11 protein-coding genes and 1 pseudogene are annotated in these 14,480 nt (G+C 65.3%); all 12 read left to right on the top strand.

Annotated elements, in window-relative coordinates:
* Positions 1–842: pseudogene (locus tag ACF8NF_RS28355) on the top strand (hypothetical protein); the annotation flags it as partial.
* 128 nt (positions 843–970) lie between these two features.
* Positions 971–3,445 (top strand): hypothetical protein, encoded by a 2,475-nt coding sequence (locus ACF8NF_RS28350; protein ID WP_392451697.1) that lies wholly within the window; start codon positions 971–973, stop codon positions 3,443–3,445.
* A 45-nt stretch (positions 3,446–3,490) separates the two neighbouring features.
* Complete coding sequence (locus ACF8NF_RS28345) at positions 3,491–3,877, top strand: Mor transcription activator family protein (protein WP_017406055.1); 387 nt, start codon at positions 3,491–3,493, stop codon at positions 3,875–3,877.
* Positions 3,878–4,155: 278 nt separating this feature from the next.
* Positions 4,156–4,566: a hypothetical protein gene (locus ACF8NF_RS28340; RefSeq protein WP_209802877.1), complete on the top strand. Its 411-nt coding sequence runs from the start codon at positions 4,156–4,158 to the stop codon at positions 4,564–4,566.
* 27 nt (positions 4,567–4,593) lie between these two features.
* On the top strand, positions 4,594–5,385 hold the full coding sequence (locus ACF8NF_RS28335) for a hypothetical protein (RefSeq protein WP_392451696.1): 792 nt from the start codon (positions 4,594–4,596) through the stop codon (positions 5,383–5,385).
* A gap of 98 nt (positions 5,386–5,483) precedes the next feature.
* Complete coding sequence (locus tag ACF8NF_RS28330; RefSeq protein ID WP_392451695.1) at positions 5,484–8,282, top strand: phage tail tape measure protein; 2,799 nt, start codon at positions 5,484–5,486, stop codon at positions 8,280–8,282.
* 2 nt (positions 8,283–8,284) lie between these two features.
* Positions 8,285–8,674, top strand: a complete 390-nt coding sequence (locus ACF8NF_RS28325) for a hypothetical protein (RefSeq protein WP_139223852.1) — start codon at positions 8,285–8,287, stop codon at positions 8,672–8,674.
* 12 nt (positions 8,675–8,686) lie between these two features.
* Entirely contained in the window at positions 8,687–10,549 is a 1,863-nt protein-coding gene (locus ACF8NF_RS28320; protein WP_392451694.1) for a hypothetical protein, read from the top strand.
* A 20-nt stretch (positions 10,550–10,569) separates the two neighbouring features.
* Entirely contained in the window at positions 10,570–12,459 is a 1,890-nt protein-coding gene (locus tag ACF8NF_RS28315) for a hypothetical protein (protein ID WP_392451693.1), read from the top strand.
* A gap of 17 nt (positions 12,460–12,476) precedes the next feature.
* On the top strand, positions 12,477–13,664 hold the full coding sequence (locus ACF8NF_RS28310) for a hypothetical protein (protein ID WP_392451692.1): 1,188 nt from the start codon (positions 12,477–12,479) through the stop codon (positions 13,662–13,664).
* A 4-nt stretch (positions 13,665–13,668) separates the two neighbouring features.
* Positions 13,669–14,061 (top strand): hypothetical protein, encoded by a 393-nt coding sequence (locus ACF8NF_RS28305; RefSeq protein ID WP_392451691.1) that lies wholly within the window; start codon positions 13,669–13,671, stop codon positions 14,059–14,061.
* The gene (locus tag ACF8NF_RS28300; RefSeq protein WP_392451690.1) at positions 14,058–14,477 is read left to right on the top strand and encodes a hypothetical protein; all 420 of its coding nucleotides are present in this window, start codon (positions 14,058–14,060) and stop codon (positions 14,475–14,477) included. Before ACF8NF_RS28305 ends, ACF8NF_RS28300 begins: the two co-directional genes overlap by 4 nt.
* Positions 14,478–14,480: the final 3 nt, after the last annotated feature.

Here is a 14,480-nt window from a genome sequence, read left to right as displayed (position 1 = left end):
CCAACGGCTACAAGATCGACTTTGATGGCGCGCAGAAGGCCTATGTCGCGCGCAATGAAGCCGGTGACACCAAGACCATCGCCATGCAGGGCGTGACCGATTTCATGGGCGAGCGCACGCAGGGCTCGATGAGCCGCGAGCAGCAGGACAGCACGCGCATGCTGGCCATGGCCGACGTGATCGGCCGCACGGACCCCGAGCGCGGGCTGCAGATGCGCCAACAGCTCACGCTGGGGGCGCACGATGTCAAACGCCAGGCTAGAGAGATGAAGCAATGGCAGCAGGATGACGAAGTGGGGCGCATCGAGGGCGAGCAACGAAAGCAGTTCCAGGCATCGTTGATTGACCAGAGCGGCAAGTCACGCGAAGCGACGATGGACGACCACCTTGCCCATAGTCAGCGCCGTATAGCGGCGCTGACACAGGCTGGGCATCTCGAGGCTGCGGACCAGGCTACCCAGGATTTGATGGCGCAGTCGCACATCAAAATCCAGATGGATACAAAAAGGCGTCAGGAGGCATCTGACAAAGCCGCTGCTGGCCTGGCGGTGGGCGACTATGCCCCGCTGATGGAGCTCTACAACCGCTTTGTTCCCAGTGGCTACAAAATTTCCGGCATCGAGGCGGGGCAGGGAGGAGCTTTGCAGATCAAGCGCACAGACCTGAATGGCCGGGAGACGGCGCCAGTCACTCTTAAGGACAGTGGCGAGGCTCTTGGACTTCTCAAGTCCATGGCCAGCCCGGCGGCGCTGTACCAGTATTCCCAAGGCGAGTTTCAACGCAGCTTGCGTTCGAGCCGAGAAACCGTCCCGAGCGGCTTGCCGTATGGCGCCTCCAGGTAGCGCAGCACTGATCCTGGGATGCAGCCACCAAGGCCCGCTTCAGCGGGCCTTTCCGTTTCAGGAGCCCGGGCGCCGCTGCCTGTCGTGCCAAGCCTGCCAGTCTGTGCTTCTTGCCACAAGGGGATCAGATGAGCAGCAAGAAGTACAAGCACGGAAGGCCGGACCAGCCGGGCGGCCTGGCCTACGAGCCAGAGGCATTCGAATTGCTGGACGGGATGGATGTGACCGGCATCGGTGCGGGCGCACGCTACCGGCCTGTGCCTGCTCAGCCGCCTGCACAGCCACAGGAGCGCAGCTGGGGTGAGGCGATCGCAGATGCCGGCGTGCAAAGCGCTGAAGGGGTGAATGCAACCTTGGGCAGCGTTGTCAACCTCTTTTCGCCCTCATCCGGTGTCGCGGATTTTTTCCGCAGCAATGGCGAGCATTGGCGCAAGGCACAAAGCCCCGTGATGCAGCGCAAGCTGGCCGAAGCCGAAAAGCTGATCAGCGCGGCGGACCAGGATTCGATCATCGATCAATCCATCGCGGCAGCGCGGGCCTACAGCTCGGACCCCGCACTGATCGCGCGCTTCATCTTCACGAATCTGCCCAGTGTGCTCCCGGGCCTTGGTGCATCTAGGGTGGGGCAGATCGCCACGCTGGCCGCGGGAGGCAGCACTGCCTTGGCGGCCACAGCCGGCACCACCATGGCAGGTGCTACAGAGGCACTTATGAATGCGGGGGGCGCCCGTGGAAAAGCCTTCGAAGAGATCCGCGACACGCTGCGCAAGCAGAACGTCCCGGAGGACGAGGCGGTACGGATCGCCCTCGGCAAGTCGGTGTTGCCAGCTGCCATAGGCAGCTTGACCGGCTTGCTGCCTGGCAAGCGCCGCATCGAGCGTGCTCTGGCGGGCAGGGGATATGCCGCTACCGGAGCGATGGCATCGGCGGCGCTGGGCAAGCAGTTGGATGACGTACTGCCCCAGGTCGCGACAAACCACCAGGCTGGCGGTTTCGATGGGCGGTCGTTGTCGCGCAATGTCGGACGCACGGCGGTGGAGGCCGCTGTCAGCGGCCTGCCGCCTGCGGGCGTCGCCGCCATCGCCGCCAGGCGCGGTCATGCCCGGGCAGGCAAGGCGGGCAGTGAGGGCGATGCAGCGCTGCCCGTCACCGGCCCGGAGTCTGCAAGGCCCGGTCCACCGGCGCCGGCGGACGCAGGCCAGTCTGCTCTGGAGGCCTCCGCAGGCCTTGCCAGACCGGACAAGGCCGTCAGCCCAGTGCCTGCGGAATCCGGCCGTGGAGCCGGTGGCGAGGCTAAGCCGCAAGGCGCCAGGCAGCACCGGCAAGTGCCGGCCGATGCTTTTGCTAGCGGCGATGCGCCGGCCTTCGATCCAGCTACGGTGCAGGCCCGCAATTGGTTGCAGTTCGTGTCCGAGCGCGGCGAGAACATCGGCAGGCTGCGCAGGGGTACGCCTGCCTGGGAATTGTTGCAGGATGACTGGAAAGCCGTGCAGGCTGCACGCAGGGAAGCCTCGGCTGATCGCACAGCGCCCGTGGAGGATGCCACGGTCCGTGCACCGGGCGACGAGAATGCGCCCGCCGCCCCTGTCGCTGAAGACAGCGCGCCGGTGCCGGGCAGCGAGAAGGCATCCATGCAACCTGCCCCGGGTGTGCGGCGGAGTGGGGAGCCTGCTGCGGATGAGGCTTCTGGTGCACAGGACTCCTCCGGGCCGCCCGCCGCTGCGGCGCAACGGCCCCATCCGGATGGAGAACTGCCCGCCGCGTTGCCAGCTTCAGTGAAGGTTGGTGCGGGCGATGGCGCCTCGGCACCCGATACAGCGCCTGCTGCGGCACAGCCAGCTTCGCGCCAGGATGCAGACAAGAGTCCAAGCCCGGCGCCTGATGCCTCCACGGGCAAGGTGAAAGAGGTGGCTGATGCCATCAGTGCCTCATGGGCCAAGGGGCCTCAGGTGCGCGTCATGTTCGACCTGAAGGAGCCCCGCCTGGCGCAGGCAATGCGTGATGCCGGCAGGGAACCGGGGGCCGATGGCGGCACGCAGGTGCCGCGCGGTTTCTATGCCGATGGTCAGCTCCAGCTGCTTGCCAATGCAAGCCATACGCCGGCCCAGGTTGCACGGGTCGTATACCGGCAGGCGCTAGGCCAGCATGGTCTTCAGGGGGCCTTTGGCGAAGGGATGGATGCCGTGCTCGACCAGATCGTCGCGGCGCGCCCGCGCGATGTGCGTGAGAAGGTCCAGGAGCACGGGCTGGCCGAGGGCCGGGAGGGTCGGCGTGCCGCCGCCCAGGATGTGCTGGCGGCCATGGCCGAGCAGTCGCCGCAGGCGGGGTTCGTTCGAAAGGCTGTCGAGGCGGTCCGCTCGCGGCTGCGTGCTCAACTGCCGTCCATCAGGCCCATGGCGATGTCCGATGCCAGGATCATCGAGGACTTCATCCTGCCTGCCCGCGACTGGGTGCGGCGGGGCGGGCAGCCTGCTGGCAACGGCCTGCCCGCTGCCGTCGCTGTGCCACGCACCGAAGCCGATGCGCAGCGGCAGAGGGTGGACGCGCAGGACCGCACCGGCATGGACAAGGGCGAGTCCGGCGATGTGGGCTCCAGGCAGTGACGCGGGGCCCGTGGCAGGAATCGCCGACCCGGGACGTTGCTCACCATGACGACATCCATTGAATCCGTCAGCCCGCCCGAGGATTCGGCGGCGCAGTTGCTGGAGTGCGAGCTGCTGGAGATTGCCGAACAGGAGCTTGGCCTGAGCGGTCCGCAGGCCTTGTGCGTCGCCCAGGCCATGTTGCGCGGGTTGAGAAAGCGCTATGGCGGCATGCGCATGGGCGCGCGCGGCGCTGCCATCTACGTGCCCGCGCCCAGCAAAAAGGAGCGCAACGAAGCCATCCGCCGTGAATTCAACGGAGTCAACCGCCAGCAGTTGCAGACCAAATATGGACTCCAGCGGGCCCAGCTGTACCGCATCCTGGGTGAGCGGCCTGGTTCGGTACGCAACGGCATTTCCAGTCCGGAGACATCGCCTTCCGTAGAGGGCTGAGCCGTGCAGCACCGCTGCGGACGGCGACCGTTGCAGCGCCGGGCGTGTGTTTGAAAACAGTCTCATTTGTCGGCAGGAAATGAGACGCGAGGAAAGAGAAACTGCCTGAACACGCTCTGTATGGGCGCAACGGAAACAACGAATACAGGTGGTCTTTTTTCCATGTTCACCAGCTCGCGAAACAACACCTTCAACACTGCGGGCCTGAGCTCAGCCTCGCTGGATGCCGCAGTCAGCTGTGTCCCCAGCGTGATGGCCGCTACCAGAGAGCACGCCTGATGCTGCAGATCGAGTCCGTCTTGACGGCACGGCTCGGGTCGCTGCCGGCTTTCAGGGGCTGGCGCGTCAGCGGAGCCAGCGAGTCCATCGATCGCTCGGCCGTGCCTGCTGCGCAGGTGCGCATGGCATCTGCCACAGCGGCAACCGCCATGAGGACCTCGGCACAGTTGCAGCCGACCTGGGTTGCCGCCATGGTGGTGCCGCGCGGCGCACAAGCTGCTGCCACGCTGGGCGAGGCACTCGCAGCCCTGGTCGAAGCACTGCACAACTGGTCGCCGGGAGCGGTCGATGGCCGCTTCTGGACCCCCTTCCAGTTCGTCTCCATCCAGGAGGCGGTTTTTCCCGACCCAGGCCTCGTGGGGTACGAGGTCGCATTCACCACCACGGCCCTGTTCGACGGCCAGCCGTGATTTCTTACCTTTGATTGGAGCAGCGACATGCCGATTGCACACCCGAAAAATGACTACCAGATTCCACGAGGCCGCGTCTACATCGACCTCTATGACGCCAACGAGCAACTGACGGGCGAGATTCCCATGGGCAACTGCCCGGGCTTCACCCTCACCGTCGCGGCAGAAAAGGCCGAGCACTTCAGCAGCGAAGAGGGCATGTCCGAGAAGGACGGCAGCTGGCCCATCAAGGTCACCCGTACCGGCGCCCTGACCTGCGACAACATCAGCGCGCGCAACGTGGCCTCCTGGCTGTCCGGTACCCATGCGCTGAAGACACAGGACGCCACCCCCGTGGACAACGAGATCCGCTCCGTGGTCCCCGGCCGTCAGTACCAGCTGGGCGCGACGCCTGCCAATCCGCTGGGCGTGCGCAACGTCTCCACCGTGTCCATCAAGAGCGAGGACGGTCAGACCAGCTACGTCGCGGGCCGCGACTACAACCTGAGCCTGGAGACCGGCCGTGTCCAGATCATCGAAGGCGGTCAGATCGCCGCCGGCAAGGTGGTCTTCGGCTACACGCCCGTGGCCGGCCAGTTCGAGTCCGTGATGACGGGCGCCAAGTCCGACATGACCTGTGCGATCCGCATCGTGTCCGACAGCGCTGCCGGCCTGGACAGCGACTGGTACATGCCGCTGGTGGCGCTCACGCCCACGGGCGAGATGCCCCTGATCACCGAGGACACCAAGCCCGTGAGCATGCAGTTCTCGCTGGAAGTGCTCAAGGGCCCCAACGCGCAGGCCATCTACCGCGACGGCCGTCCGGTCTCCACCCCTTGATGTAAGCCTCCCCACCTGGCCACGCGCCGGGTGGTTCGCCCTGCCGCTTGGACAGGCGGCAGGGCCAACCAGAAATGCCTACAAAAAACCTCTGAATCATGGTCGAGAAAATCATTTCCATGCTCACCAGTGCCAAGGATGCCTCAGTGAAGGCATTCGACAGCCTTCAGGCCAAGGTGGCCGAGGTGGGCGCATCAATGCTCAGGAGTTTCGGCGCTGCGGCCACATCCGCTTTCGACAAGGCGGCCAAAGGGATCAGCAACGTCCAGACCGTGATTGACGGCGTGCAGGCAGTCCTGGATGAGTTGGCATCCAAGGCCAGCCAGGGCGCGCAGGCCTTCACCGGGCTGGGAGCGGCAGCCGGCTCGGCAGTGAGCGGGTTGGTGAGCAAGGGCATGGCCTCATTGGACGGCCTGAACTCCAAGCTCCAGGAGGTGGGCGCATCGATGTTCAAGGGCCTGGGCTCCTCGGCGGCGACGACGTTCAAGGGTGCCGTCGACAGTGCGGCAGCCTTCGAGTCAGCGATGGACCGTGTCCAGGTCGCCACCGGCAGTTCGGCCGAGGAGATGGCCGCGCTGACCAAGGCGGCCACGGATGCCGGACTCACCACGCAGTACTCGGGCGTGCAGGCTGCCGGCGCGCTGGAAAGCCTGGCCCAGGCGGGGTTGACGGCCCAGGAGAGCATTGCCACGTTGCCGGCGGTCCTGAGCCTCGCGCAGGCCGGCGGCATGGAACTGTCCGCCGCCAGCGAAGCCGTGACCAAGGCGGTTTCGGGCATGGGCCTGCAATTCGAGGATGCAGGGCGCGTGGCGGATGTGCTGGCCAAAGGGTCGGTGCTCACCGGCACCAGTATCGGCAGCCTGGCCGAGACCCTGGGCACGGTGGGCCCTGCTGCCGGACGCGTGGGACTGAGCCTGGAAAGCACGGTGGCCATGATCGGCCAGTTTTCGCAGGCTGGGACCGATGCGGGGAAGGCCGGCTCGGCGTTCAACACCATCCTGGGCCAGTTCGCGGATCCGGCCAGCGCGTTCCGCAAGGAGCTGGGCGAGGCCGGCATTGTCACCGACGATTTCGAGCAGGCATTGCAGCAACTGGCCGTCAAGGGCCCGGAAGGTGCGCAGGCCATCAAGGCACTGGGGACGGAGGCCGGTCCCGTGCTGTCCGGGCTGCTCAGCCAGGGCATGGGCTCACTGAATGCTCTCTCCACCACGCTGGGCAACGCTTCCGGCAGTGCCGCCGACATGGCAGCAACCATGTCGGACAACCTCAATGGCTCGGTCAAGGGGTTCGGAAATGTCTGGGAGGGTGTCAAGACCGCGCTGGGCACGCCCGTGCTGCCTGTTCTCAAGGAGGCGGTGGATGCGGTGGCAGAGGGCTTCCGCACTGCCGTTGCTGACGGCGCCATCGGGCGCTTCGGCGAATCGATTGCCGAGGCCTTCCGCTCCGGCCTGGAATTCGCCAAGGGCTTCATTTCCACGATCGATTTCAAGGCCGTGGGCGAGAAGCTGCAGGCCTTCGCAGACCAGGCCAAGGACGCCCTGACGCGGGTGCAGGAGTACGGCACGAATACCGGCAACGTGCTGAAGATTGCCTGGGGCACGATGAGCGCTGGCGTCAATGGCGTGATGACCGTCATCTATGGCCTGGGTGCAGTTTTCGCCGAAATCGCGAGCGGTGTCTCGAGTGGGATTGCATGGCTTAACGAGCAGCTCGCGAAGGTCTCGTTTGGCCAGTTGTCCCAGTCCTTCAAGCAGGCCGCGCAAGACGCCGAGGTGATGGCGGGCGGCTTCGGGGCTTCGGCCCAGGCCATGCGCGACAAGGCCACCGAGTCCCTGCAGGCCGTGGCCGATGCCGCGCAGACGGCGCGCAATGGATTCACCGGCCTGGTGCAAGGCTCCCAGGAGGCCAGTACGGCGAGCGGCGAATCGGAGCGCGCCTTCCGGCAGATGGCTGCTTCCATCGAGGAGACCGGCCGAAAGAGCATGGAAACCAAGGTGGCGCTGGAGAGTACGGCTACGGCGACGGCCACCGCGTCACAAAGCGTCAGCCAGTTGCGTGCCGAATATCAGCAACTGATGGAGGCGGGCAACCTGCAGGCCGCTGCAGAGAAGCTGGAGGAAATCAACAAGATCCAGAAGGCGCTTCCCGAGTCCGCTCAGAGCGCGCAGCAGGCGGCCAAGGCGGTGGATGAAGCCTATACGGGCCTGGACAAGGGCAAAGCCTCCTTGCAAGGCCTCAAGTCCGAGGTGGACAAGACCGGGAAAAGCACTCGGGACCTGAAAGACGCTGCCGACAAGACGAAAGGCTCGAACGATCAGGTAACCCGTGCCGTGAACGACCAGCGCACTGCACTGGAGCGCTTAAATGCCGAGCGTGAGCGAGAGATCGCCGCGCAGGAAAAGGCCAACGAGCTCAAGGAACGAGAGCTGGAGCTGTACCGAAAGAAATGGAATATCGACAAGGAAGGCCACAGCCTGAACACCGCAGGCGAGCGAGTGGGCATCACCATTCTTTCACGCACGGCCGTGCTCGAAATGGCCAAGGGCCAGGGGCTGGATGACGCGGCCGCATTGCGCGTCGTGGACCAGTTCGAGCAGCAGTACGACAAACCCGCCGGCATTTTCGGCGGGATCCAGGGCGGCGTGAATCCGAACGAGGTGAACAGGGCTATCGCCGATGCTGTTTTGCAGCAGGCGAGGGACAAGGTTGCCCAAGCGCAGAGGGCACCGCTGGAGTCTCCCACCAACACGTCCACGGTTGGGGCCGCAGCTCGGGTCATCGACCTGCGGATCAACGGCAGCTCGCTGGGCAATGTTAGGACCGACGCCGATGGCGAACGGGCGATCGAACGCCTGCTGTCGGAGCTTGAGCGAAGCAAGAACCTTTCCGGAATATGACGATGACAGCCAAGAACCACCTATTGGGAACGCTTGAGATTCCCCGCGGGATGACCTGGACGGATGAATTCACATGGTCCGCCGTGGCGCGCAGTACGGCGCGCAGCATCACGGGGGCGCTGATCGTGGACGAAGCCGGCAAGTCCGCGGGACGTCCGATCACTCTGGAGGGGGATGAGTCCCATGGCTGGATCCGCCGCGCCACCTTGCTCATGTTGCTGCAGATGGCTGGCGCCGCAGGCCAGGTCTACCGCCTGCGGCTGGCGGATGGCCGCAGCTTCGACGTGCAGTTTTCCGGCGACGAGCCCATCACGGCCCGGCCCGTCGGCAGGCCCGAGCTTCCCGCGCTCGCCAATCCCTATGTCGCAACGTTGCGGCTCATCACAGTTTGAGGAGTTGAAAATATGACAGTCAGAGACGGCGATATCCGCCTGCTCGAATCCAAGGTCATGACAGATGACGCCAACGGCGGCGGCGGCCCTACGGGCAACGTCATCGCCTGGGGCAAGAGCAATGGCGTCTTCGAGGACATCACCGAGGTCGACAGGGCCGGCGGCGACGTGTCCATCCGCCAGGTGCACGCGGCCGTGCAAACGCCCACCACCGAGCCGCTGATGGACACCAACATCATTGTCTCGGCCGTGCCCAACGATCCGAATGTGTCCATCACCATCGCGCCGTGCGACGTATTCGCGCGCCGCTCGGAGATCGCCGCGGCCATCGCGGCCTACCTCATCCCGGGCACGGAGTGGGGCGGCTATCTGCTGGAAAACCATGTCCAGGGCCAGGCCTCAATCAAGATCTTCCACCGGCCCGGCACACCGGCGCCGACCATCGGCCGCACGCTGATCCTCGTCTACAACGAGGGGCTGGCCAGCCAGGTGCTGCAGTACGTGCGCGTGCTGCGCGCCGAGACCGAGACCCTGCAGTTTTCGTACTCGACGAGCAGCGGCTACACCGACTACGCAGCCAGTGTCACTACCTGCGAAATCACGCCCCGGCTGCGGAGCGCTTTCCCGGGCTCCCCGCCAAACCGGTCGTATGGCATGGACCACACGAAGACCCGCATCCGGGACACTACCGTGGCCGATGCAGCCAGCTTCTACGGCGCCCAGCCCCTGACGTCTGCTGTGCAGCTGGGCGAGAGCATGCTGCGGGTAGCCAGCATCTACACCCAGCTGGTGCCCAACTCACGCACCGAGACTGCGGCGCTGGACCAGCGCCCGGCCGGCGTGCGGCAGCTGGTGCTCGCTACCTCGCCGCGCGAGATCCGCGTGCCCAATGCGCCGCACACGCGCCGCATCAAGGTTGGCCAGGAAAACCGCAGTTTCAGCTGGGTGGCCATCCTCAAGCCTTTTCCGGCGCCGAACACCCTGGTGGTGTCGTTCCAGGTGATGGGCGTCTGGTACACCGCATCCGACAACGGCCAGGGCGAGCTGACGGGATCGGCCGTGGGCACCGTCAACTATGCGAACGGCTCGGTGTCCGTGACGCTGCCCGCACTGCCAGACGTGGGCAGCTCCATCATCTTCCAGTGGGGTGAGGCCTCGGCCTTCGTGAACCGCTCCAGTGCCACGGGTTGGCGGCTGCCCGAGCACGCCATGCGTCTGCCGCACCAGGGCATCAAGCCGGGCACGCTGGTCATCAAATGGACCTCAGGCGGCGTGCTGCGCACGGCCACGGACAACGGCCAGGGCGACCTGCAGGGCGCCGCCACGGGCGAGATCAACTACGCCTCGGCCGCGCTGCTGCTGCGCCCGCAATTCATGATCGACGCAGGCGGGCAGTTCGCCATTGAGTACGACTATGCCGTGACGGTGAGCAAGAACGTCACGGTCGTCCTCGACGCAGGCGGCTACGGTGCGATCACCCTGGACACCATCCCTGCGCCCGGCACCGTGTCCGTGGCGTGGATCACCGTGCGCAATCTCTCGGCCAGCTCCGGCGCCTCATCCGGTGGTACCTCGGCCTCCAAAAACGGCGGCAGCGGCAAATTCAGCTACCTGCCCCAGGTGCCCCCGGCGCCTGCGCCCGTCATCACTTCGCGTGTGCCTCTATCCGATGGATCGACCACAGGCAAGTACATGGCCCAGGGCGGCGCGCGCGCCAGCGGCGGGGCCGTCTATATCGAGGTCGGCGCCACCAGCTCGCCCGAGGGCAACCACTACGTGCCGCCCGACGTCGATGGCGTGGTCTGGACCGACGCCGAGTACACGGCGGGCGTCAAGTCCATCGGCGGCGTCGAATACCGGCGCTGGGGCGCCTGATCAAACAAAGGAGAAAAATCATGGCAGGAGTTTCCGCAGGCATCGTCTTGCAGACCACCAAGACATCGGCCAGCTCATCGTCAACGCACAGCCGGTCCAGCTACCAGACCAGCAAGACGCAGGACACAGTGCGCCACCTGTTGACGGATGACGGCCGGGGCACGTTCGGCCCGGACGGCACCATCAACTACGCGGGCAAGTTTCTCAACATCAAGTTCGTGCAGCTGGACAGCAAGACCGAGGGCTACAACAGTGACTACGAAAACGCCCTGAGTTTTGAAGAAACCACGATGGGCGGCAATGGCAGCGACCCCAGCTTCTCCACCGTGTCCAAGGGCGGTGACCGCCGCGATACCTCGGTGAGCGAAGAACTGCTGACGGCCAGCACCGTGACGGTGACTTACGCCGAGGACTTCACCAGCGCGCAGCACCATGTGATGAATTTCGTCCCCGAGCCGGTGGTGCTGGACCTGTGCCCCTACACCACCGACTACATCGTGCCGGGCAGCGTGCGGATTCGGTGGATGGGCCATGTCTACGAGGACTACGACGGCGTGCTGGTGCGCGACCGCACGTCCACGGCGCTGGGCATCGTGGCTGGCGCGCTGGACTACTCCAGCGGCGTGGCGCGGATCTTCGACTATGTGGTCGATGGCCCGGCCACCGACCTGGTGGTTGAGAGCCTGTGGACCGTGCGCCAGAACTGGTCCACGGCCAGCATCTTCATGCGCACGGCCGCCGCGCCCATTAAGCCCAGTGGCTTCGTGATGAACCTGTCCGATGCCACAGGCGAGCAGATCACGGCCTCGGCTGGCATCGACGGTGTGATTTCGGGCACGCACCTGCGCGGCAAGATCGACTATCAGAGCGGCGTGGTCGAGCTGCAGTTTGGCGACTATGTGCTGGACACCTCGCTGACCCCTGCCCAGAAGACCGAATGGTGGTATTCGGCCGATGACATCGGCGCCGTCCAGCCGAACCGCATCTGGCGCCCCTGGCCCGTGGACCCGACCACGCTGCGCTACAACAGCGTCAGCTACTTCTACCTGCCGCTGGACGCGGACGTCATCGGCCTGGACCCCGTGCGGCTGCCGCCCGATGGCCGCGTGCCCATCTACCGCGTGGGCAGCTACATCGTGATCGGCCACACAGGCCAGCTCGGCCCGGTCACCGTGACCAACGGCCAGGTCATCAACTGCGGCCGCGTGCGGCTCTCGCGTGCCTATGTCATCGGTGCGGATGGCCAGCGTATCCAGCAGGGCTGGAGCGTGGATCTGGAGGCCGGCAAGATCACCGTCAGCGATATCACAGGCTGGGCCCAGCCGGTCACGTTCCAGCACCGCATCGAGGAGATGGCGCGCGTCAGCGACGTGCAGATCAACGGCATGTTGGCGATCACCAAGCAGCTGAGCCACGAGTTCCCCGTGGGCAGCGTGGTCTCCAGCGCGCTGATGGCCGGCACGCTGCGCGCCCGCGTCAGCCTGATGTTTGACCAGACCACCTGGACCAACAAATGGCAGGACACGGTGGACGGCACCGAGGCCTTGGCCAGCTACAACGACACCATCGCGCCCCTTGTCGTCACCAATGCCGGCGCGCTGCCCGAGCGCTGGATGTGCCGCTTCTTGAGCGCCACGACCTTTGAATTCATCGGCGAGCACGTGGGCAACCTGGGCACGGGTTCCACCAACGTCGATTTCGCGCCCATCAACCCGATCAGCGGCGTGCCCTACATCACCATCCGCGCCCTGGGCTGGGGCCAGGGTTGGAGCGCGGGCAACGTGCTGCGCATCAATACCGAGGGCGGCATTGCCCCCCATGCCCTCATCCGCACCGTGCAGCCCAGCGAGGCTGTGGCCGACGACTACCAGTTTGAGCACCTGGTGCGCGGCAGCGTCGACCGTCCCTGATTATTTGGAGATCACCCATGGCATCCCTTGTCGATACCAGCGTCAAGCACTTTCTCTACAGCATGTACGGCGCCCCCGTGCAAAACGGCTTGGCCGGCAGCAAGATTGCCGTGCTCGACGCCTGCCTGGTCACGGGTTTCGGCCTGCGCGCGGCGACGCGCATCACGGTGGCAGCCGGCGTTGCCACGGTGGAGTTTTCGGTGGGCGCATCGCAGCCCCCCACGCCCGACAGCGTGCTGCTGATCGCCGGCGCCGCTCAGACCCTGCTCAACGGCGAGCAGCGCGTGACCGAGTCGTCCAGCGGTGTGTTCAAGTTCCGCACGGCCGCGCCCGACAGCGTGGACAACGGCACGGGCATCACGTTCAAGTTTGCGGCGCTGGGCTGGGCCAAACCGTTTTCTGGGACCAACCAGGCCGTGTATCGGTCCACCGATCCGCAGAGCTATGGCATGTACCTCTATGTCGACGACCGCACAACGACCGCTGTATCCATGCGCGGCTACGAAAGCATGTCGGCCATCGACGCGGGGACCGGACCGTTTCCCAGCGCTGCGCAGCGAGCTGACGGCGCCTGGTGGGCCAAGAGCAATTCAGCGAATGCCAGCCCTACACGCTGGACGATTGTGGGTGATAGCCGGATTTTCTTCGACAACTCGGCACCAGCATCGCCAATCTCACCTACGAATACGGCGGGCGGGACGAGGGTATTTGGTGACTTGCTGGCATTGCGCAAGGCGGGGGATGCATACGCCTGTCTGATCTGTGGCGGCGTATCCCAGTCAAACGTCGTGAACACTCCCAACAATGGATCCATTGATTCGGCATCCAGTGGTTGGTACTTCTTGCCGAGGGCCATTACAGGTTTGGGGGGCAGCGTAGCGCCAGAGCTCAGGAGCTTTGCGTCAACCGGCGCCCCAGGATCTGGTTCTGACTCTGCGTTTGGAAATTTTCCGAGTGACGTTGACGGTGAGTTGAAACTCGCGCAGCTGTTTTTGAGCAATATGCCGGTTTCCGCCAATACGCCGCGTGCTGTTGTGCCGGGATACAGGTATGTGCCGCAGACGCAGGTAGCCCAGTATTTCGAGCGTGACTCGACATTGATCGAAGCCGTAAGCGGTCGCCGCCTCCTGGCCCTTCCGCATAGCTCCTCTGCATCCTCCCCGGCGGGCTTTGGCTTCATCGATATCACAGGGCCTTGGCGCTAACGGTATGGCCGAGTTGTCTTATCCAACCAGCCTGTTCCAGCCCACGGCAGTCGTGGGCCTGGGTGGGCGAGAACTTTACCGGGGCGCGTATGTGGTCCAGCGGCCTGGAACGAGTCAACTGGACTACGTGCTGGGCGGCAACGGCCTGGGCCGCGTGCGCGGTCGCACCGTCGAACAGGAAGACAAGAACAGTCCCAAGGTGCCTGTCTCTCGCCGCGTGCGGCTGTACCGCGACCGCGACGGCCTGTTGATCCGTGAGGTCTGGAGCAACGCTCAGGGCGAGTACGACTTCCTGCACATCGACAGCACCACCGCATACACGGTCGTGAGTTACGACCACGAGGGCGACTTCCGCGCCGTGGTGGCCGACCGCGTCACGCCGGAGGCCATGCCATGACACAGCGCAGTGTTGAAATCACGTTGCAGGCCAACGAGGCCCGCTTGCAGGGCCTGCGCGATCTGCTGCTGGACATGGGTCCGGGCACGGCCTGCGTGCGCTTCTTTGCGGACGCCGAGCGGCCCGCCTTCGGCGAGCCCTCGGCCCTGCCCATGCTGGTGGAGCTGCCGCTGGCCAGACCCTGTGGCGAGATCGTGGCCGGCCGGCTGCGGCTGCTGGCCCGTGATGCGGCCGGCGCCATGATCCTGGAGTCCGGCATCGCCACCTGGGGCCGCGTCGTCTCGGCCAGCGGTGCGCTGGTGCTCGACGCGGATGTGTCGATCGAAGGTGGCGAGGGTCAGATCCAGATCCCGGACAGCACCCAGCTGTACGCGGGCGGCTATCTGACGCTGGCGCCGACCAGCTACATCGAGTAGCGC

It is taken from the genome of Delftia sp. WSY_22 (assembly GCF_043104185.1).
GTDB lineage: Bacteria > Pseudomonadota > Gammaproteobacteria > Burkholderiales > Burkholderiaceae_C > Comamonas > Comamonas tsuruhatensis.
This window is presented reverse-complemented; position numbering and strand designations above follow the sequence as displayed.

Coding starts and splice junctions, on each gene's coding strand:
- ACF8NF_RS28350 (WP_392451697.1), top strand. CDS start 971: ATGAGCAGCAAGAAGTACAAGCACGGAAGGCCGGACCAGCCGGGCGGC.
- ACF8NF_RS28345 (WP_017406055.1), top strand. CDS start 3,491: ATGACGACATCCATTGAATCCGTCAGCCCGCCCGAGGATTCGGCGGCG.
- ACF8NF_RS28340 (WP_209802877.1), top strand. CDS start 4,156: ATGCTGCAGATCGAGTCCGTCTTGACGGCACGGCTCGGGTCGCTGCCG.
- ACF8NF_RS28335 (WP_392451696.1), top strand. CDS start 4,594: ATGCCGATTGCACACCCGAAAAATGACTACCAGATTCCACGAGGCCGC.
- ACF8NF_RS28330 (WP_392451695.1), top strand. CDS start 5,484: ATGGTCGAGAAAATCATTTCCATGCTCACCAGTGCCAAGGATGCCTCA.
- ACF8NF_RS28325 (WP_139223852.1), top strand. CDS start 8,285: ATGACAGCCAAGAACCACCTATTGGGAACGCTTGAGATTCCCCGCGGG.
- ACF8NF_RS28320 (WP_392451694.1), top strand. CDS start 8,687: ATGACAGTCAGAGACGGCGATATCCGCCTGCTCGAATCCAAGGTCATG.
- ACF8NF_RS28315 (WP_392451693.1), top strand. CDS start 10,570: ATGGCAGGAGTTTCCGCAGGCATCGTCTTGCAGACCACCAAGACATCG.
- ACF8NF_RS28310 (WP_392451692.1), top strand. CDS start 12,477: ATGGCATCCCTTGTCGATACCAGCGTCAAGCACTTTCTCTACAGCATG.
- ACF8NF_RS28305 (WP_392451691.1), top strand. CDS start 13,669: ATGGCCGAGTTGTCTTATCCAACCAGCCTGTTCCAGCCCACGGCAGTC.
- ACF8NF_RS28300 (WP_392451690.1), top strand. CDS start 14,058: ATGACACAGCGCAGTGTTGAAATCACGTTGCAGGCCAACGAGGCCCGC.